The organism is Aquabacter sp. DMC10, from assembly GCF_056314145.1.
In genome coordinates this window covers 150,722-170,009 of sequence record NZ_JBQUYX010000009.1, presented here as the reverse complement: position 1 = coordinate 170,009, position 19,288 = coordinate 150,722, and the positions used below count along the sequence as shown (strand labels likewise).

Annotated in this window: 17 protein-coding genes and 1 riboswitch; of the genes, 8 read left to right on the top strand and 9 right to left on the bottom strand. The window is 66.4% G+C overall.

Annotated elements, in window-relative coordinates; genetic code table 11:
- The first annotated feature begins 291 nt into the window (after positions 1 to 291).
- Positions 292 to 1,653, top strand: a complete 1,362-nt coding sequence (gene gor, locus ACT54L_RS21930) for a glutathione-disulfide reductase (protein ID WP_476087767.1) — start codon at positions 292 to 294, stop codon at positions 1,651 to 1,653.
- Positions 1,654 to 1,703: 50 nt separating this feature from the next.
- On the top strand, positions 1,704 to 1,997 hold the full coding sequence (locus tag ACT54L_RS21925; RefSeq protein WP_476087766.1) for a hypothetical protein: 294 nt from the start codon (positions 1,704 to 1,706) through the stop codon (positions 1,995 to 1,997).
- A gap of 50 nt (positions 1,998 to 2,047) precedes the next feature.
- Here ACT54L_RS21925 and ACT54L_RS21920 read toward each other — a convergent pair whose 3' ends face one another.
- Complete coding sequence (locus ACT54L_RS21920) at positions 2,048 to 3,301, bottom strand: multidrug effflux MFS transporter (RefSeq protein ID WP_476087765.1); 1,254 nt, start codon at positions 3,299 to 3,301, stop codon at positions 2,048 to 2,050.
- Between the two features lie 143 nt (positions 3,302 to 3,444).
- A complete protein-coding gene (locus ACT54L_RS21915; protein WP_476087764.1) occupies positions 3,445 to 5,565 on the bottom strand; it encodes a lytic transglycosylase domain-containing protein in 2,121 nt (706 codons plus the stop codon).
- Between the two features lie 246 nt (positions 5,566 to 5,811).
- Between ACT54L_RS21915 and dapA the strand changes: the two genes are divergently transcribed.
- The 3 genes from dapA (at position 5,812) to ACT54L_RS21900 (ending at position 7,947) form a co-directional block, all read left to right on the top strand.
- Positions 5,812 to 6,711 carry a 4-hydroxy-tetrahydrodipicolinate synthase gene (gene dapA / locus ACT54L_RS21910; protein WP_476087763.1) on the top strand — a complete coding sequence of 300 codons (900 nt, stop codon included), beginning with the start codon at positions 5,812 to 5,814 and terminating at the stop codon, positions 6,709 to 6,711.
- Positions 6,712 to 6,750: 39 nt separating this feature from the next.
- Positions 6,751 to 7,227, top strand: a complete 477-nt coding sequence (gene smpB / locus ACT54L_RS21905; protein ID WP_476087762.1) for an SsrA-binding protein SmpB — start codon at positions 6,751 to 6,753, stop codon at positions 7,225 to 7,227.
- 153 nt (positions 7,228 to 7,380) lie between these two features.
- Positions 7,381 to 7,947, top strand: coding sequence for a peroxiredoxin (locus ACT54L_RS21900; RefSeq protein WP_476087761.1), 567 nt, complete (start codon positions 7,381 to 7,383; stop codon positions 7,945 to 7,947).
- Here the strand turns inward: ACT54L_RS21900 and ACT54L_RS21895 are convergent.
- Together ACT54L_RS21895 and ACT54L_RS21890 are read right to left on the bottom strand one after the other, a co-directional pair.
- On the bottom strand, positions 7,935 to 8,564 hold the full coding sequence (locus tag ACT54L_RS21895; protein WP_476087760.1) for a uracil-DNA glycosylase: 630 nt from the start codon (positions 8,562 to 8,564) through the stop codon (positions 7,935 to 7,937). The two genes, ACT54L_RS21900 and ACT54L_RS21895, sit on opposite strands and share 13 nt — an antisense overlap.
- A gap of 6 nt (positions 8,565 to 8,570) precedes the next feature.
- The gene (locus ACT54L_RS21890) at positions 8,571 to 9,176 is read right to left on the bottom strand and encodes a LabA-like NYN domain-containing protein (RefSeq protein WP_476087759.1); all 606 of its coding nucleotides are present in this window, start codon (positions 9,174 to 9,176) and stop codon (positions 8,571 to 8,573) included.
- A gap of 203 nt (positions 9,177 to 9,379) precedes the next feature.
- Between ACT54L_RS21890 and rpoZ the strand changes: the two genes are divergently transcribed.
- Positions 9,380 to 9,769, top strand: coding sequence for a DNA-directed RNA polymerase subunit omega (gene rpoZ / locus ACT54L_RS21885; protein WP_209102638.1), 390 nt, complete (start codon positions 9,380 to 9,382; stop codon positions 9,767 to 9,769).
- 77 nt (positions 9,770 to 9,846) lie between these two features.
- On the opposite strand, the gene rimO is transcribed toward rpoZ, so the two are convergent.
- Positions 9,847 to 11,181, bottom strand: a complete 1,335-nt coding sequence (gene rimO / locus ACT54L_RS21880; RefSeq protein ID WP_476087758.1) for a 30S ribosomal protein S12 methylthiotransferase RimO — start codon at positions 11,179 to 11,181, stop codon at positions 9,847 to 9,849.
- A gap of 211 nt (positions 11,182 to 11,392) precedes the next feature.
- Here rimO and ACT54L_RS21875 point away from each other — a divergent pair, with 211 nt between their 5' ends.
- Both ACT54L_RS21875 and ACT54L_RS21870 read left to right on the top strand, forming a co-directional pair.
- Positions 11,393 to 12,754, top strand: coding sequence for a sugar porter family MFS transporter (locus ACT54L_RS21875; protein WP_476087757.1), 1,362 nt, complete (start codon positions 11,393 to 11,395; stop codon positions 12,752 to 12,754).
- Positions 12,755 to 12,940: 186 nt separating this feature from the next.
- Complete coding sequence (locus ACT54L_RS21870) at positions 12,941 to 14,176, top strand: class I SAM-dependent methyltransferase (protein WP_476087755.1); 1,236 nt, start codon at positions 12,941 to 12,943, stop codon at positions 14,174 to 14,176.
- Here the strand turns inward: ACT54L_RS21870 and ACT54L_RS21865 are convergent.
- From ACT54L_RS21865 to ACT54L_RS21850, 4 genes are all read right to left on the bottom strand, one after another.
- A complete protein-coding gene (locus ACT54L_RS21865; RefSeq protein WP_476087754.1) occupies positions 14,169 to 14,954 on the bottom strand; it encodes an ABC transporter ATP-binding protein in 786 nt (261 codons plus the stop codon). The two genes, ACT54L_RS21870 and ACT54L_RS21865, sit on opposite strands and share 8 nt — an antisense overlap.
- Positions 14,951 to 15,901, bottom strand: a complete 951-nt coding sequence (locus ACT54L_RS21860) for a FecCD family ABC transporter permease (RefSeq protein ID WP_476087919.1) — start codon at positions 15,899 to 15,901, stop codon at positions 14,951 to 14,953. The genes ACT54L_RS21865 and ACT54L_RS21860 overlap by 4 nt, the downstream gene beginning before the upstream one ends.
- An 89-nt stretch (positions 15,902 to 15,990) precedes the next feature.
- Positions 15,991 to 16,887 carry an ABC transporter substrate-binding protein gene (locus ACT54L_RS21855; protein ID WP_476087753.1) on the bottom strand — a complete coding sequence of 299 codons (897 nt, stop codon included), beginning with the start codon at positions 16,885 to 16,887 and terminating at the stop codon, positions 15,991 to 15,993.
- A 69-nt stretch (positions 16,888 to 16,956) separates the two neighbouring features.
- Positions 16,957 to 18,948, bottom strand: a complete 1,992-nt coding sequence (locus ACT54L_RS21850) for a TonB-dependent receptor plug domain-containing protein (RefSeq protein ID WP_476087752.1) — start codon at positions 18,946 to 18,948, stop codon at positions 16,957 to 16,959.
- A 102-nt stretch (positions 18,949 to 19,050) separates the two neighbouring features.
- Positions 19,051 to 19,251: riboswitch (cobalamin riboswitch) on the bottom strand.
- Between the last annotated feature and the right edge of the window lie 37 nt (positions 19,252 to 19,288).

The window sequence follows — 19,288 nt, the reverse complement described above, 5'->3', positions numbered from 1 at the left end:
TTCTACGGCCATCCGGGCCCCTTGCCGACATCCTGATCCGCCAAGCTAAGCATCTTTCCCTTAGCTTTCCCTTGAAGCACCTCTCATCCGTCGACGGCAAGCGCATGACGGCAATGACATGTCGCCTCTTGACGCGCTGCGGCAAGCGGACTTCAACTCCCCCGGCGCCGCCTCGCCCGAGGTTCGGCCGTTTCCCCCGGCCTGATGCGATTTTGTGTCCGGCCGCGTTCCATGTCTCAGCCGCAGGACGGGTCCGGCCACGTCCGATGCGCGTGTTCCGCGGAGGGCACCATGTCTGGATCCAAAGTGGACCTCTTCGTCATTGGCGGGGGATCGGGCGGTGTGCGCGCGGCCCGCATTGCTGCGCAGCATGGCGCACGGGTGATGCTGGCGGAGGAGTTTCGCATGGGGGGCACCTGCGTCATCCGCGGGTGCGTGCCCAAGAAGCTGTTCGTCTATGCCGGCCGCTTCGCCCATGACCTGGAGGACATGGCGGGCTTTGGCTGGACGGTGGAGGGGGCTCGCTTCGACTGGCCGACCCTGATCGCGAACAAAGACAAGGAAATCGCACGCCTTGAGGGCATCTATCAGCGCAATGCGGAGGCGGCGGGCGCGACTGTCCTCGCCTCGCGCGCGGTGGTGGAAGGCCCACATGCGGTGCGCATCCTCGCCACCGGCGAGGTCATCGAGGCTGAGCGTATCCTGATCGCCACCGGCGCCAAGCCGGCGCTCGGGCCGGACATTCCCGGTCGCGATCTCGCCATCACCTCCAACGAAGCGTTCAACCTGAAGCACTTCCCCAAGCGCATCCTGGTGCAGGGCGCGGGCTATATCGCCGTGGAGTTTGCTGGCCTGTTCCGCGCGCTGGGCGCCGAAGTGCATTTGGTGCTGCGGGGCGACAAGATCCTGCGCGGCTTCGACGAGGATGTACGGGACCACCTGACGGCCGAGATGACGCGGGCGGGTGTCAATATCTTGACCGGCCGTACATTGAACGCCATCAGCCAGGAGGCCGACGGCAAGCATGTGCAATTGTCCGACGGCGCCCTCGTGGTGGTGGACGAGGTCATGCTGGCCATTGGCCGCGATCCCAATTCCCGCGCCTTGGGCCTTGAAGAGGTGGGGGTCGAGCTGGACCCGCTGGGCGCGATCAAGGTCGATGCCGGTTCGCAGACCACCGTGCCTTCCATCTTTGCGGTGGGCGATGTGACCAACCGGGTCAATCTGACCCCGGTGGCCATTCGGGAGGGCCATGCCTTCGCCGATACAGTTTATGGCAACAAGCCCTGGACCGTGGATCATTCCCTGATTGCGACCGCCGTCTTCTCCGAGCCGGAGATCGGCACCGTCGGGCTGACCGAGCAGGCGGCGCGGGCAGCGGGCCATGCACTGGACATCTACAAGGCCACCTTCCGCCCGCTGAAGGGGACGCTGTCCGGCTCGCCCACGCGAATGCTCATGAAGCTGGTGGTGGACCAGGCAAGCGACAAGGTTCTCGGCTGCCATGTGGTGGGAGACGGGGCGGCCGAGATGATTCAGATGGCCGCCATTGCCATGGGCATGGGCGCCACCAAGGCGGACTTCGACCGCACGGTCGCCGTCCATCCCACCGCCGCCGAAGAGTTCGTGACCATGCGTACCAAGGCCTCCTGAGGGGAGGAGACCTTGGCCTTTTCCAGCTCTGCCCCGACACTGGTTGTCAGATGAAGAAGATCTCAGTCCTTGCCTTTGCTGGCCTTGTCTCGGCCAGCCTTGCGGCGCAGGCCGCGCCGATCCTCCCCGCCCAGGACAAGGCGGGGGACGTGAACACCTACCAGGCGCTGGCTCCGGCCGATCGCATGGCGACGCTGGAAGCCTTCACCGGCAAGACTCTCCGCCCGGGCGATGTATTCGACAATCTGGATGCATGCACCCTGCGCGCAACCACCGAGCCTTCCGCCGGCAGCATGCGCCTCTCCAAGGTCATTCCGGCCTGCGAAAAGGAACTGGGGTATTGAGATTAAAGTCCGCGCCGGGCGGAGCTTCCGTCCGGCGCGGCGGGAAGGCCTCAGGCCTTCGCGTCGGGTTGGCTTGAAAAGAGCCGGCCCTTCTCGGCCCAAAGGGCGAGAAGGATGGAGGCAAGCCCCAGAACAAAATAGCCGAGACCCAGCGGCAGCACCGTGCCATTGAAGGCTTGGCCCACCACCACGCCCAGCACCGCCCCAACCAGCGTCGTGTAGAACCCGATGAAGGACGAGGCGGAACCGGCCACTTCGCCCACCGGCTCCATGGCCATGGAATTGAAATTGGGGACGGTGAAGGCGAACAGCGCCTGGTTCAGCGACAGCAGGGCGCAGAAGAGAAGCAGCGGCGGCTTGCCGGCAAAGGCGAGGGCCGCAATCACCTGAATCCCGCCCACCAGTGTGAATCCGCAAAGCCCGAAATGGGAGATGCGCCGCATTCCGAGCCGTCGGACCAGCTTGGCATTGATGAAGGAGGCCACAGACATCACGCCCGCGACCACCGCAAACGCGATGGGGAAGAGGCCGCCGAGCTGGTAGACGTCGGTCTCGAAGATCTGCTGGGCCGAGGCCACATAGGCCATGAGCGAACCCATCATGAAGCCGATGGCGGTGGCATATCCCACCGTCCGGCGGGTCGAGAGTGTGATCCGCATGGCCCGGCTGATGCCCGCGACCGAGAAGGGCACGCGATATTCCGGGTGCAGCGTTTCCGGCATGCGCACCCCGAACCAAATCGCCAGGATGAGGCAGAGGGTGAGCATGGCGCCGAAGATGAAGTGCCAGTGGCCCACCGTCAGGATCGCCCCACCGATGGCCGGCGCCACCACCGGGATGATGAGAAAGACCATCATGACGAAGGAGGAGACCCGCGCCATCTCGCGGCCGGCGAAGCGATCGCGCACGATGGCCATGGACAGGACGCGGGCGGAGGCCGAGCCCATCCCCTGCACGGCGCGGGCCAGCAGCAGCACCTCGAAGGTGGGGGCGAAGATGGCAAGCAGACAGCCGAGCGCATAGATGGCGAGCCCCGCCATCAGCACCTTCTTGCGCCCAAGCACATCGGAGAGCGTGCCATAGACCATCTGCATGAAGGCAAAGCCGATCATGTAGGCGGTGACCACCCATTGCAGGTGGTTGGCTTCGGCGACTGAAAAATGCTCGCGGATGGGGACGAAGGCGGGCAACAGGTTGTCGATGGAAAAGGCGGTCAGGCCCATCATCAGGGCGACGATGGTGACGAATTCCACGAAGCCGGGCTTCGTGCCCGTCTCCTGCGGCCGGCTCTGGGGTTGCGACATCTGCAGCTCGAATTTCGGCCGGCGAGGGGCGCCGGCGCAGGCTGCTGCCTCTTACGCTATTGCCGTGGCAAACTGAATGTCGCATCTCGCATGGCCCGCTCCAGCGGATCGGCGCGCCATGCGGTGCAGCAAAAGTCAGTTACTTAACGGGCCGCCACCGGCATGGGCGTCGCGATGCCGAAGCGCTGGCGGTAGACCAGATAATTCTCCATCACCCGCTGCACATAATTGCGCGTCTCGGAGAACGGGATGCATTCCACCCAATCGATGGGGTCCACGTCCTTGTCGCGGGGATCGCCATAGCGGGCGAACCACTTCTTCACGCTGCCGCGCCCGGCATTGTAGGCGGCGAAGACCAGGAGGGGATTGCCGCCGTAATTTTCCACCAGCTCGCCCAGTTCCGCCGCGCCGAACTGCACATTGTAGGATTGGTCGCTCATCAGGCGCGCTTCGTTGTAGGGCGCACCGGTCTGCTTCGCCACTTCCCGCCCGGCCGCCGGGGTCACCTGCATGAGGCCCATGGCCTTGGCGCTGGACAGGGTGCGCGGGTTGAACTGGCTCTCCTGCCGAGCCACCGCATAGATCATGGCCTTGTCCACCGGATTGCCGATGGGTGTGTAGGAGGGCAGACCGAAGGTGGGGAAGGCCGACTGTTCCAGCGGATGACCCTCCGCAAGGCCTTCCTTGCCCACCACCAGAGCGCCGCGGGCATCGCCATTGGCCTGGGCGAGCTGGGCGAGGAGCACGAGGTGGGTGGTATCCTCCATGCGCCAAGCCATGTCGTAATAGATGGTGATGGGCGTGTCCCGATCCCCCACCGCGTAGAGCAGCTTGAGGGCGCGGACCACCTCGATGCGATCGAAGTTCGCCTTGGCCTGGCTTGAGGCCTCCGGCTCCCGGCGCAGCGCCACTTGGGGCAGGCCGAGGCGGGCGCGGGCGGCCTGTCCGTAGAAGGTGGTGGAGAAGCGGGCGGCGGCCTCATAGCGCCCGCGCGCGGTGCCGGTGTCGCCCATAGCCTCCGCAGCGCGGCCCTGCCAATAGGCCGCGCGCGAGAGCGTAATGGGGTGGTCCTGCTGGTGATCGATGCGGGCGAAGTGCTGGGCGGCGAGCCGCGGCTCGTTCAGGAAGCGCAGCGCGATCCAGCCGGCGGTGAAGGCCTGTTCGGCGCGGTAGTTGTTGGCGCTCGGCGGCGCGGCTTCCGCCGCCACCTTGTAGGCGAGGCGGGCATTGCCGGCGTCCAGCAGTTCGCGCGAGACAAGGCGGCGCTCGATCCACCATTCGTCGGTGTCCACTTGGGCCTCGGCGCTGTTGGGTGCCGCGAGGAGCGCCTGTGCGGCTTCCTCGTTGCGGCCCGCGCGGCGGGCCAGCATGGACTTGGCGAACAGATAGGCCGGGTCGTTGGACAAGGTCATGGGGACCTGGGCCAGAAGACTAGCACCGCTGGCATCCTGGCGCTGCTCGATGGCAAGGCGCGCCCGCGTCAGGGCCACCACATCGGAGCCGGCGCGCTGGGCGGCGCGCATGGCGCGTTCCGGGTCGGGCTTGTAGGAGAATTTGTCCGCCCGCGCCTTATGGTCGCCGCGGGTGATGAGCGGGCCGAACTCGCTGAGGATGGCGGCCTCGCTCGATTCGGACAGGTCATCGGTGCGATAGGCGTCGCGCACCAGGGCTGCCACCGTGGCGCGGTCGCCGGAAGCGGACAGGACGCGGGCGAGCGCGATCTTGCCGGGGCCGGTGAGCGGGGCCTGATCGCCGAAAAAGGCGCGGACGGTCGCAGCGGAGGGCTTTTCCGCATAGAGCACCGCCTCCGCCTTGCGGCGCAGGGTGGATTGGGTGGGCCAGTAGGGCTTTTCTTTCAGGAACTGCGCGATCCGCTCGAAGCCGAGGTCATTGGGCGCGTTGCGGATGACGAGCCATGTGACGAGGTTGCGCGCCACCGGATCATCGAGAGAACTCACCGCAGCCATGGCGTCCGCGCCCTTGCCGTTCTTGGCCAGGGAAATGGCATTGCGCAGGGTGCCCAGTTCGCCCGTCAGGGCCGGTGCGGCGGGGGCCGCCGGCTTTGCCGCGGGCTTTGCCTGCGTCTTGCTGTCGGTCTTGGAAGCGGGTTTGGACGATGAGCTGGACTTGGCCGCCGGCTTGGGCGCGGGCTTTGAGTCGGACGAGGACGTGGCCGCGGAGGCGGACGGCACAATGGCCGGGCTCGCGCAGGCAATGGCAATCGCCAGCGCAGTGCGGGAGATCAGGCGGGTGGCAGTCGGCATACCGGTTCCTCGCGGCCATGAGGCAGGCTCAATTGCCCTGATACTCTCCGACCTGCATTGACGAATTCCTAAGCATACGTGCCGGGGGAACCCGGCAAAAGCAGGGCTCATGCCCCAAGGTTTGCAACGTTGAGGCCTTCCAGCTTGGCCCGCAACAGTTTATCTCATGCGCTCCGCCCCGCGCCGTAGGTGGCCGCGGGGTGCGCAACCACGAACCAGAACACGAACCAGAACAAGGCCGCCGCCATGACGTCGCCATCCTCCGCTTCCCGTTACCGTGGGTCGTTCACCGCCCTCGTCACGCCGTTCAAGAACGGGAAGCTGGATGAGAAAGCCTTTCGCGACCTGGTGGATTGGCAGATCGACGAGGGCACGCACGGCCTCGTACCGGTGGGCACCACCGGCGAAAGCCCCACTTTGTCGCATGACGAGCACCGCCAGGTGGTCGAATGGTGCGTGAAGCAGGCGGCCGGCCGCGTGCCGGTGATTGCCGGGGCCGGCTCCAACAACACCATCGAAGCCATCGACTTCGCGCGCCATGCGGAGAAGGTGGGGGCGGATTCGGTGCTGGTGGTGACCCCCTATTACAACAAGCCCACTCAGGAAGGCCTCTATCAGCACTACAAGGCCATCGACGCGGCCATCGGCATTCCGATTTTCATCTACAACATCCCCGGTCGCTCGGTGGTGGACATGTCGGTGGAGACCATGGCTCGGCTCTATGAGCTGAAGAACATTGCTGGCGTGAAGGATGCCACGGCCTCCATGGCGCGGGTGTCGCAGCAGCGTCAGGTGCTGGGCGAGGATTTCATCCAGCTTTCGGGCGAGGATGCGACCGCGCTTGGCTTCATGGCTCATGGCGGGCACGGCTGCATTTCCGTGACCTCCAACGTGGCGCCGCGCCTGTGTTCCGAGTTCCAGGCGGCCTGCCTTGCGGGTGACTACAAGGCCGCTCTGGTGCTGCAGGACAAGCTGATGCCCCTGCACACTGGCCTGTTCGTTGAAACCAACCCGCAGCTCCCCAAATATGCCCTGTCCGTGCTGGGCAAGATGGAGGAGGAGCTTCGCCTGCCGCTGGTGCCCGCCACCGAGGGCGCCCGCGCCGTGGTCCGCAAGGCCATGGTCCACGCCGGCCTGATCAACTGAATGAAGGGGCCGGCCTTGCGCCGGCCCTCAAGGACCTGAATGAGCGAGAAAAAGAAGGAACGCCCCCGCAAGGTCGTCGCTGACAACCGGCGGGCGCGGTTCGACTACGACATTGGCGAGGCGTTCGAGGCCGGGATCGCGCTGAGCGGCACCGAGGTCAAGAGCCTGCGCAACGGCAAGGCCACCATCGGCGAGAGCTATGCCGCGGCCAAGGGCGGCGAGATGTGGCTCTACAACGCCTTTATCCCGGAATATCTGCAGGCCAACCGCTTCAACCACGAGACTCGCCGGCCGCGCAAACTTCTGCTGCATAAGCGCCAGATCGCAAAGCTTGCCCATGCGGTGGAGCGCGAGGGAATGACCGTGGTGCCGCTGAAGATCTATTTCAACGAGCAGGGCCGGGCCAAGGTCGAGGTGGCGCTCGCCAAGGGCCGCAAGACCCATGACAAGCGCGAGGCCGTGAAAGAGCGCGACTGGGCGCGTGACAAGGCCCGCCTGATGCGCGACCGTGGGTGAGGGCGCCCGGCCGCGCAGGGCTTTGCCCCGCGCGCCAGGCTGCAATTGACATTCGCCCCGCCCCGGCTGGAAAGTCAGGCCCCATACGCACAGAGACTTGCCGGGGGTGGGATCTGTGCGGGATTTTCGTCTCTATCGAAGGTCGAGCGCACCGTGACCGACTATACCCAGCTTCCTGAAAATCTCCCGGAGCCCGAGGATGACGGGCTTTCCGATCATCTGCTGGGCCTGGAACTGCCGATCATCAACCTGCCCGCCACCGATGGCAGGCTGGTGGATCTGTCGTCCCTGTCCGGGCGCGTGGTGGTCTATTGCTATCCGCGAACCGGAGATCCCAATGCTCCAAGCCCCATCGGCTGGGACGAAATCCCGGGCGCCCGGGGCTGCACGCCTCAGTCTTGCGCCTTCCGCGACCATTATGCCGACCTGACCGCCCACGGCGCGGCCCATGTCTTCGGCCTGTCGACGCAAAACAGCGCCTATCAGCGCGAAGTGGTGGAGCGCCTGCACCTTCCCTTCCCGCTGCTGTCGGACCATTCGCTATCGTTTGCCCGGGCGGTGGGGCTGCCGACCTTCACTGTGGAAGGCATGGTGCTGCTGAAGCGCCTGACCCTCATCATCGAGGAGGGCGCCATCGGACATGTGTTCTATCCGGTGTTCCCGCCCCACAAGAATGCGGCTGATGTGCTCGACTTCCTGAAGCGCCGTCACCCCAGATAGGCGCGCACCGCCCGGAAGACGGCGCGGAACATGTCCGGGGTCAGGACGCCCGTATTGGTGTTGTAGCGGGAGCAGTGATAGCTCGCGAACACCTCCAGCCCGCCGACCTGCGTGCGGGCGCCATGGCCGAAGGGATGATGGGCGGGACGGGCACCGAGGGCGGCGATGGTGGAATCATGGGCGATCTTGCCCAGCGTCACCACCGCCTTCAGGCCTGAGGTTCCCTGCAGCACGGGGGCCAGGAACGAACGGCAGGTGCGGATCTCGGCCGTGGTGGGCTTGTTTTCCGGCGGGACGCAGCGCACCGCATTGACGATGCGTGTATCCAGGAGCTGAAGCCCGTCGTCCGGCCGCGCCTCATAGCTGCCTTCGGCAAAGCCCATCTCAATCAGGGTGGAATAAAGCAGGTCACCGGCATAATCGCCGGTGAAGGGCCGCCCAGTGCGATTGGCGCCGCGAAGACCCGGGGCGAGCCCCACCACCAGAAGGCGGGCCTGCGCCGGGCCGAAGATCGGCACCGGGCCATTGAACCAGGAGGGTTCCGCGGACCGCCACTGGTCGCGGAAGGCGACGAGGCGCGGACACAGGGGGCAGTCGTGCCCCGGCTCGCAGCTCATGGAGACTCAGCTGTCGCTGTGATCGACGCTGGCGGGGCCCCGCCGCTCCAAAAATCGTGGCGTCTCCTGCATACGCCCCTGCCGTTCGGCCGGGTCGCGGCCGATCTTGGGCTGCAATTCCACCAGGTCGATGAAGATATCCGCCTGCCGCCGCAGGTCGTCGGCGATGAGCGGGGGCTGGGTGGCGATGGTGGACACCACGCTGACGCGGATCCCCTTGCGCTGCAAGGCTTCCACCAGGGACCGGAAGTCGCCGTCGCCCGAAAACAGGATGATGTGATCCACGAAGCCGATCAGCTCCATGGCATCCACCGCAATCTCGATGTCCATGCTGCCGCGCACCCTGCGCCGACCCTGGGCGTCGGTGAACTCGCGGGCGAGCTTGGTGACGACGGAGTAGCCGTTATAGTCCAGCCAATCGAGCAGGGGCCGGATGGAGGAATATTCCTGATCCTCGATCAGGGTCGTGTAATAAAAGGCACGCAGCAGGTAGCCCCGCGACTGGAACTCCTTCAGCAGCCGCTTATAATCAATGTCGAAACCCAGGGCCTTCGTGGCGGAGTACAGGTTGGCGCCATCAATCAGGAGCGCGATCTTTTCCGAGGCGATCATTATGGGGTCCGCGCGAGGGCTTTTTGCCCGTTAGATAGAACGGTTAAAAAATGGAACCGCGCAACTTTTTCCGATGTTCGCGCGGCGAGCGCAAGTGAAAAAAGAGGAAACGTCTTGCGCCTTCTGCCCTTATAGGCTATGGGGCGCAGCTTCAACGCACCCGTTGCGTCTTATTTTACCGCGCACGAGGGAGTGCCTGTCCAATGGCCCGTGTTACCGTTGAGGATTGCATCGACAAGGTGGACAACCGGTTCGAGCTGGTCCTCCTCGCCGGCCACCGTGCCCGCATGATCTCTTCCGGCGCCCCCATCACCATCGACCGCGACAACGACAAGAACCCCGTCGTGGCCCTGCGTGAGATCGCCGACGAGACGGTCAGCCCCGAGGATCTCAAGGAAGACCTCATCCACTCGCTCCAGAAGTACACCGAGGTGGACGAGCCGGAGCCCGAGGCGGTTCCCATGATCGCGTCCAGCGAGTCCGGCTCGGTTGACGATGCGGACATTGTGATGGACCGCATGACCGAGGAAGAGCTGCTCGCCGGCCTCCAGGGCCTGGTGCCGCCGGAGCATTCGGACGACGACGAGGGTTGAGGCCTTCCGTCTCCAGGAAACAAAACGGCCGGGAGAAAGCCCGGCCGTTTTCGTTTTGAGGCTGGCTGGGATGGCGGTTAGAAGCCCACCGCCGTGCCACGCAGGTCATAGGCATCGGCGCCTTCGATCTTCACCGTGGTGATCTCCCCCACCCGCAAGGGGCGGCGGGAGGCCACATGCACGCGGCCGTCAATTTCCGGCGCATCGCCCTTGGTGCGGCCGATGGCGCCGGCGGGCGTCACCGCATCGATGATGACCTGCTGGCGCGTGCCCACCTTGCGCTTCAGGCGGCGGGCGGAAATGGCCTGCTGGGTGCGCATGAAGCGGTCATAGCGCTCGGCCTTCACCTCTTCCGGCACGGGATCGGCCAGCGCATTGGCGGGCGCGCCATCCACCGGCTCGAACTTGAAGCAGCCGACACGGTCGAGCTCTGCCTCGCCGAGGAAGTCCAGCAGTTCCTGGAATTCGGCCTCGGTCTCGCCGGGGAAGCCGACGATGAAGGTGGAGCGCAGCGTCAGGTCCGGCACCGCCGCCCGCCAGGCCTGCACCCGCGCCAGGGTCTTTTCCTGGGCGGCCGGGCGCTTCATGCGCTTCAGCACGGTGGGGCTCGCGTGCTGGAACGGGATGTCCAGATAGGGCAGCACCTTGCCGGCGGCCATCAGCTCCATCACCCCATCCACATGGGGATAGGGATAGACATAGTGCAGGCGCACCCACGCACCCAGCTCGCCCAGCGCCTCGGCGAGATCGTAGAAGCGGGCCTGCCGCTCCTTCTCGCGCCAGGTGCTCGGGGCATATTTGATGTCGACGCCATAGGCCGAAGTGTCCTGGGAGATGACCAGGAGCTCCTTCACCCCCGCCGCCACCAGCTTCTCCGCCTCCCGCATCACGTCGCCGAGCGGCCGGGAGACGAGGTCGCCCCGCAGCTTGGGAATGATGCAGAAGGTGCAGCGGTTGTTACAGCCCTCGGAAATCTTCAGATAGGCATAGTGCCGGGGCGTCAGCTTCACGCCGTGCTCGGGCACCAGGTCCAGGAAGGGGTCGTGCTGGGGCGGCACCGCCTCGTGGACGGCGGCAAGCACGCTCTCATATTGCTGCGGGCCCGTGACCGCCAGGACGCCGGGATGGGCGAGGCGGATCTGCTCCGGCTCGGCGCCCATGCAGCCGGTGACCACCACCTTGCCGTTTTCCGCCAGAGCGTCGCCGATGGCGGCGAGGCTCTCGGCCTTGGCGCTGTCAAGGAAGCCGCAGGTGTTGACGATGACAAGGTCGGCGCCCGCATGGGTGCGGGTCAGCTCATAGCCTTCCGCCCGCAGGCGCGTGACGATGCGCTCGCTGTCCACCAGCGCCTTGGGGCAGCCGAGGGAAACGAAGGAGATACGGGGCGAGGTCTTCGGCGCGAGTTCGGCCATGGCGCGGGGCGCAGTGTCCTTAAGGTCAGAAGGCCGAGCCGTTAAGGGAGGACGCAAGCGCCGTCAATCCCGGGCGGGCTCATGGGAGGCCTGCACGATCACGAGAGCGGGAGCCAAACGGGGGCCTCGCCCGCGGCTTGCTTCACACAGGCGTGCCCGGCGGCTACAGCAGAATCCAGAGGCCGCACTTCAGCCGGCCGGGGAGGGGCCCATGATCTACGTGATTGCCTGCATCGCGGGCATTGCCGGCCTGTTGTTCGGCTTTGACGAGGGGATCATCGCCGGCGCCCTTCATCCGCTGCGCGAGACATTCGGGATCACGGCGCTGGAGGAAGGCCTGATGACGGCCACCGTCCCGCTGGGCGCGTTGGCGGGGGCGGTCCTTGGCGGCTGGCTCGCGGCGCCCCATGGCCGGCGCAAGCTGCTGATGGGGGCCGGCTTGCTGTTCATCTTGGGCGCCGGACTGTGTGCCCTGGCGCCCAACCTCCTGGTGCTTTCCCTGGGCCGCCTGCTGCTGGGCATTGCCATTGGCGCGGCGGCCATGGTGGCGCCGCTCTACATTTCCGAAACCGCCCCTGCGCGCATTCGCGGCATGCTGGTCTCCATCTACCAGCTGGCCGTGACTCTCGGCATCCTCTTCGCCTATCTGGTGGGGTGGGCCTTCGGAGAGGCCTGGCGCAGCATGTTCGCCACCGCAGTCCTGCCGGGCGTTCTCCTGCTGTTGGGGGTCGCCGTCCTGTCCGATACGCCGCGCTGGCTGATGTTGCGTGGCCGTGTCGCCGATGCGCGGCAGGTGATCGCGCGCATCGAGGGCGTGCCGCCGAGCGATCCCAAGGTTGAACGCGCCCTGGCGGACATCGCCGAGGCGGTGGCGTCCGACCGGGGCGGCAGCCATTGGCGCGACCTGTTCGGCCCGGTGGCCCGTCCGGCGCTGGTGGTGGGCATGGGCCTGTTCCTGCTCCAGCAATTGTCCGGCATCAATGCGGTGATCTATTTCGCCCCCACCGTCTTCGCCCATTCCGGCTTCAGCTCCACCCACACCCAGCTGCTCGCCACCATGGGCATCGGTGTGGTCAATGTGCTGATGACGGTGGTGGCCATGGGGCTCATCGACCGCATCGGCCGCCGCAAGCTGCTGTTCATCGGCTTTGCCGGTGCTGCCGCGAGCCTTGGCATGATCGCCATTTCCGCCTGGACGGACGCGCCGGGCATGGAGCTGGTCTCCATCCTCGGCCTTGGTCTTTACATCGCCTCCTTCGCCGTCAGCCTGGGGCCGCTGCCCTGGGTGATGATGGCGGAGATCTTCCCGCTGAGCCTGCGCGGGCCGGGCATGGGGGCCGCTTCGCTCACCAATTGGGCGTTCAACTTCCTGGTGGTGCTCACCTTCCCGCTTTTGATCGAAGGCATCGGGCTGGCCGGCGTGTTCGCCATCTACGCCCTGGTGTGCGTCTTCGGCCTGTTTTTCACCGCCCGCTATGTGCCGGAGACCAGTGGTCTTTCGCTTGAGGAGATCGAAAGCCACCTGAAGGCGGGAAAGCCGTTCCGCAGCCTCGCCGCCACCGGGCGGGCGTAACCGGGCGAGACGTCAAAGGCCAGCGGCGGCCCTACCCCGCTCCGGCGGGGGCGCCACTGCCCCACGTGAGGGCGGGTGTGGCTCGGAAAACCCTTTGTGCAGGTGCGAGGGATTGGCTTATTCAGCGTATGCGAGAGCCGACGCGTGCCGTTGGGCTCGTGAAGGGGCGTTGAGAGGAAGCGTGCAATGGCCGACTACACCATGATCGATCAGTGCCGTATCGGCGGCGGCAGCACGCTCATCCCGGTCCTCGACCTTGGCGAACAGGCGTTGACCGGCGTCTTCCCGAAGGACCCGGCCGCGCCCATCACGCGGGGACCGTTGCGCCTGGTCTGGTGCCCCAATTCGGGGCTGCTCCAGCTTGCCCACTCCTTCAGCCTCTCGGAGATGTATGGCGAGAATTATGGCTATCGCTCCGGCCTCAACCAGAGCATGGTCCGCCATCTCACCCAGAAGATCCGCTGGCTGGAGCGCTTCGCCGCCCTTGCCCCCGGCGACACGGTGCTCGACATCGGCGCCAACGATGCCACTTCCCTGAAGGCCTACACCGTCCCGGGTCTCAAGCGCATCGGCATCGATCCCACCGGCGCCAAGTTCGCCGCCTATTATCCCGACGACATCCAGCTGGTGCCGGACTTCTTCAGCGCGCGCGCCTTCGCCGCGGCGGGCGCGGCGCCCGCCAAGATCGTCACCTCTATTGCCATGTTCTATGACCTGGAGGACCCCATCGCCTTCGCCCGCGAGGTGGAGAGCGTGTTGGCGCCGGGCGGCATCTGGCATTTCGAGCAGAGCTACATGCCCTCGATGCTGCGTCTGACCTCCTACGACACGGTCTGCCACGAGCATCTGGAATATTATTCCTTCGGGGTGGTGCAGGCGATCCTGGCCGCCGCCGGCATGCGGGCCATCGACGTGAAGATGAATGCGGTCAATGGCGGCAGCTTCGCCGTGACCGCCGTGCGGCAGAACGATCCCCGTGAGGGCACGCGCGCCGTGCTCGACTGGCTGCTGTCACAGGAAGAGCGCATGGGCCTCGGCACGCCCCGTCCGTTCCGCGACTTCGAGGAACGCGTCTATCGCCACCGGGAGGATCTGGTGCGCCTGCTGCGCGCGCTGGCCGCCGATGGCAAGAAAGTGTTCGGCTATGGCGCCTCCACCAAGGGGAATGTGGTGCTGCAATTCTGCGGCATCACGGAAAAGGAGTTGCCGGTGGTCGCGGAGGTCAATCCCGACAAGTTCGGCGCTTTCACGCCCGGCACCAACATCCCCATCGTCTCCGAGGAGGAGGCGCGGGCCATGAAGCCGGACTATTTCCTCGTCCTGCCCTGGCACTTCAAGGACGGCATCGTCCAGCGCGAAGCCCAGTTCCTGGCGGACGGGGGGCACCTGATCTTCCCGTTCCCGGAGATCGAGATCATCTGACCGTGGCGCCCTCTCCGGTCTCCTTGCGGCGCCAGGGCAGGACGAACCTCTCCCCGTCCCGCGTGCCGGTCTGGAGCGTGACGGCAAAGGCGGTTTCAACGCGCGTGGCCGAGAGCACATCCTCCGGGGTCCCCACCGCCAGGAGGCGCCCGCCCTGCATCAAGGCCAAGCGGTCGCAAAACCGGGCGGCGAGCGTGAGGTCGTGCAGCACCAGCACCACTGCCGCGCCCCGCCTGGCTGTGGCCCGCATCACTTCCATGACCTGAAGCTGGTGATAGGGGTCGAGCGCCGCCACCGGCTCGTCGGCCAGCAGGACGGGAGCCTCCACCGCCAAGGCGCGCGCCAGCAGGACGCGCGCGCGCTCGCCGCCCGACAGTGAACCGGTGATGCGGTGGCGCAAGGCGAGCACATCCGCCGCCCACAGGGCGCGCTCCACGGCGGCGGCGTCCGCCTCGGGGGAGGGGGTGTGCGGCAGCCGGCCGAGGGCCACCAAGTCCTCCACCCGCATGGGCCAATGGATGCGCCCCCCCTGTGCCAGGTAGGATACGGTTCGGCCGAGGCCCGCGCGGCCGAGCGTGGCGAGGGGGCGGCCGTCGAAGGTCACCGTCCCGGCTTCCACTTCCTCCAGCCCGCATAAGGCGCGAAGGAGAGTGGTCTTGCCCGCCCCGTTGGGGCCGATGAGCCCCAGAAGCTCGCCAGGTGACAAGGCCAGGGCTACGTCCTCCAGGACCGCAATTCCGTTCCGCCTCACGCGGATGCCTTGGGCTGCCAGCATCATTCCCCCTCCACCTTAAGGTGCCGCAGCATGGCGAAGAAGAAGGGGGCGCCGATGAGGGCGGTGACCACCCCCAGCTTCAGCTCGGGGCGGGTGGGGATGAGGCGCACAGCAATGTCGGCGCCCAGCGTCAGCGCCGCACCGGCCAGCCCGCTCACCAGCAGGAGCCGGCCGGGGCGCTGGCGCACCAGGGGCCGCATGAGGTGGGGCACCACCAGCCCCACGAAGCCGATGGCCCCGGACACAGCCACCGCCGCGCCCACCGCCGCCGCGGTTCCCCCCACCACCAGGAGGCGGACGCGCGGCATGGAAAAGCCGAGGCTGGTCGCCGTGTCCTCGCCGAGGGTCAGGGCATCCATGGCGCGCCGGGTGGAGAGCACCAGCGCCCAGCCGGCGACCATGAAGGGCAGGGAGAGCGCCACATGGACTAGGGAACGATCTGACAGCGATCCCATCAGCCAGAAAACCACCTCCAGCGCCGCATAGGGGCTGGGCGCGAGGTTGAGCGCCAGAGCGGTCAAGGCGCCGGTCAGGCTGTTGATGGCGACGCCCGCGAGCACCAGCGTCGCGGTGCCCGTGCCGCGCCGGGCCAAAGCCAGCAGAAGCGCCGTGGCGATGGCGGCGCCGATCAGCCCGCCGATGGGCAGCGCCAGGGAGAAGGCGGCGCTCAGTCCGAAATAGAAGGCCACCACCGCGCCGAAGGCGGCGGCGCCGGAGACGCCGACCACGCCGGGGTCGGCGAGGGGATTGCGCATCAGGCCCTGCATGGCCGCTCCCGTCAGGCCGAGGCTGAAACCGACGGTGGCCGCAAGAATCGCCCGGGGCAGACGCAATTGCAGGAGCACCAGGGCAGGGATGCTGTCTCGCCCGGCGACAAGATCGGAGACCGCCCGCGGCCAATCGAGCGGAGCGTAGCCCAGCGCCACCGATACGGCGAAGAGACCGGCCATCAGGACGGAAAGTGCGGTGACAAGCCAGGCCTGGGCGGACAGGCCGAAGGAACGGCGCGGAGCTGGCTTCGGTGCCGGTGCGAGGGCCCTCATGGAATGACCTGCCCCGAGGGTGTGGGCGCCATGGCCTGGGACGTCCCTGGCCCGGGTGTGGGCGCTGCAGACAGGCGGGCGGCGGCCTTGGCCAGTTCGGGTCCGGCGCACGCCCACAGGCGCGCGGGGACAGCTACCATTTGGCCGCGCCGGCTGAACATGCGCAGGGCAGGGTGGTCGAGGATGCCCTCGGCGAGGGAGGGCGGAGCAGCTGGGTCGGTGTCCACCACCAGCACATCCGGGTGCGCCACCACCACCTCTTCGAGCGGCAATTGGCCGAACTTGTCGGCGGGCAGGCGGGCCGCCAGATTGTCGAGCCCCGCCCGTGACATGAGATCATCCGCCAGGGAGCCCTTGCCGGCGGTAAAGCCGTTGGGCCGCAGAACGATGGCGGAGCGTTCCGGCGCGTGAGGGGCGGGCAGGGCGGCGATCTCCGCCTCAACCCGGGCGATCATCTCTTCCCCGCGCTCGGTCTCGCCAATGCGCTCTGCCACGCGCCGGATCTGCTGGTAGGCCTCGTCCAGGGTTGCGGGCATGGGCAGTTCGAGTACGGGGACGCCCAGCCTGCGCAGCAGATCGGAGGTGGCGCGGGTGGTGAAGGCGCCTGTGATGACCAAATCCGGTTCCAGCGGAACGATTTCTTCTGCCAGCCCGCGATTGGTGGGGAGGCCACGGGCGAGGTCAGACACATTGGAACTGCCGGGATCAGCGGCCAGGAAGGTCACTGAGGCGATTCGGTCGCGATCGGCCAAGCGCAGCAGCAATTCATCGCCGCACAGATTGAGTGAGGCAATGCGGGCCGGCTTTGCCGTGGGACTGGCAGCCCGTGTCGCCTCCTGTGCCATCGCCGGCATGACGGCGAGGCACAGGAGCATTGCAGTGATCCTCCGCACGCACCTCTCCCCTCCCTGCCGGAGGCGGGGGGTGAGGAGAGGGCGGCGGGAGACGCGCGTCATGGTCACTCAGAAGGTGAAGCGAACGCCGCCATAGGCGCCGAAGCCCGGAGCCAGGAAGCCATTCGGATCCTCATAGGTCTCGTTGAACAGATTGTTGATGCGCCCATAGACGGTGGCGTTGGGGCTCACCGCATAATTGGCCGCCAGGTTGAGGATGGTGTAGCCGGGCTGGTCCACATAATCCGACGACAGTCGCACAATGTCCCACCAGCTGGACACATAGATCAGTGTCGCATTGAGGTTCAGCTTGTCCGTGGCCTGCCAGTTGGCGGCAACGGACACCTTGTTGTTGGGCCGCCGCAGGAGGTTGCAGGTGTCCAGCGTGGCGGGGGCGCAGGCCCCGGCGGAATAGCTGGAGCCGGGCGTAAATGAGCCTTCGGCGTCCGTATAGGTGTAGTCGACCCGCAGCGAAAGCGTCTGCGTGACCTGCACCGCCACGAAGGCCTCGACGCCCTTGGTGGTCGCTTGGGACACGTTCACATAGGCATAGGTGACCGGGTCATAGCCGATGAGATTGGTCAGGTCGTTGTGGAAGTAGGTGGCGCCGAACGACGCCTTGCCATTCAGCACCTGCTGCTCGAAGCCCGCATCCCAGCCGGTGCTCTCCTCGGGCTTCAGGTTGGGATTGCCATAGACGGGGGCGTAGAGCTGGTACAGCGAGGGCGCGTTGAAGCCGGTGCCATAGGTGGCCTTCAGCTTGGTGCCCGTCTCCGGGATCAGATAGGCGGGCGCGATGCGATAGGTGGCGTGGTCGCCATAGGTGTCATCGCTGTCGAAGCGCCCGTTGAGCGCCAGGAAGAAGCGTTCGCCGAAAGAGGATTGGAGCTGAAGATAGGCCGCCGTCTCCCCGTTCGAGGCGGACAGTTCGCCGGAGCTGTAATAGCTAGACGAGGTCATGCTCTCATTCTTGCGCTCGATCCCACCGAGCAGGGTCTGGCCGGGCATGAAGCTCCAGGTGGAGCGCAGATAATAGGTCTGCATCTGGCCGTCATAGGTGCCGTTCTCGGTCACGTTCGGCCCGGTGGTCGGGCGCGACTGATCGGTGGCCGAGACGCCGAATTGGCTCACCAGATTGCCGTCGAGCGCGGTCCACACGCCCTCCGCCTTGCCCACGAACACACGCGAGAAGGACGTGCTCGTCTGCATGGCCGGCATGGAGCTGTAGGTGGCCGTGGAGAAGATGTCGGGCGTATAGGCCAGTTGGCTGTCGATGTAGCGCCCGGTGAGGTTCACCGAGAACGTCTCGGACAGGTCGAAATCGAGTCGGCCGGAATAGGTCCAGTTGTCGAAAATGTTGAAATTGGTGGGGTAACCGGGGGGAACGAGGCCCTGGGGCGTCACCGGGATGGAGGTTGAGGCGAAGTGTCCGACATTGAAGGCATAGCCTACCGTGTCGGTGCCGCCGCTCACCCCGAGTGCCTGGTTGAAGGTGCCGAGCGCACCCGCTTCCACGAAGCCGGTGATCTTGGCCGGTCCACTGCCGCGCTTGGTGGTGATGGAAATCACGCCGCCAATGGCGTCCGAGCCATAAAGGCCGCTCTGGGGACCGCGCAGGACCTCGATCCGTGAGACGTCGTTGGTCATGAGCTGGCCGAGGTTGAACGTGCCGTCCGGGGAGGACGGATCGGTCATATCCACCCCATCCACCAGGATCTTCACCTGGTTGGAATTGGTGCCGCGCATGAAGATGGACGTGGTGCCGCCCGGGCCGCCGGTCTGGACCACATTGAGGCCGGGAACCGCCTGCAGGACGTCCGGGACCGATCGCTCCTGCGTCTTGGCGATGTCGTCAGCGGTAATGACGGTGACGGACGAGGCCACAGCGCTGGCGGGGGTCGCAGTCCCCGTCGCGCTGATGACAATCTGCGGCAGGTCGATGTCGGAGCTGGAGGGACTGGCGGACTGCGCCCGGCTGGCTGCGGGAGCAAGGGCAAGGCAGGCAAAAGCCGCGGCCGGCAACGCGGGCCAGGAGACGGCGGACAGGAAACGGGCAGGCATAAGGGCCTCGGGCGGGACGATGTGGCACGTCACCGCGAACGAGGCGGAAAGGCAGATTCCTTCCATTCGCCACCACCAGGACACCCCGCCCGATGTGCTCGCGTGTGACCACGACTGACGGCAGGTCTCCTGGCTTGCGGGTCAATGTTCCTTCGTCGCCTTCCCAGGCCCCGAGTGGCCCAGTGGCTCGTGACGAAGAACTCGCCGCTCACAGTTGCGGGGGCAGCTGCAGAGTCGGCGCACAAGGCGCCTCACCGCATTCCCTTTTGATCCCTTGCGGGAACCGTCGCAGCGACCCTAGGCACCGCCGGCAGGTGGGTCAAGCGCGGCGGTGCTCCTC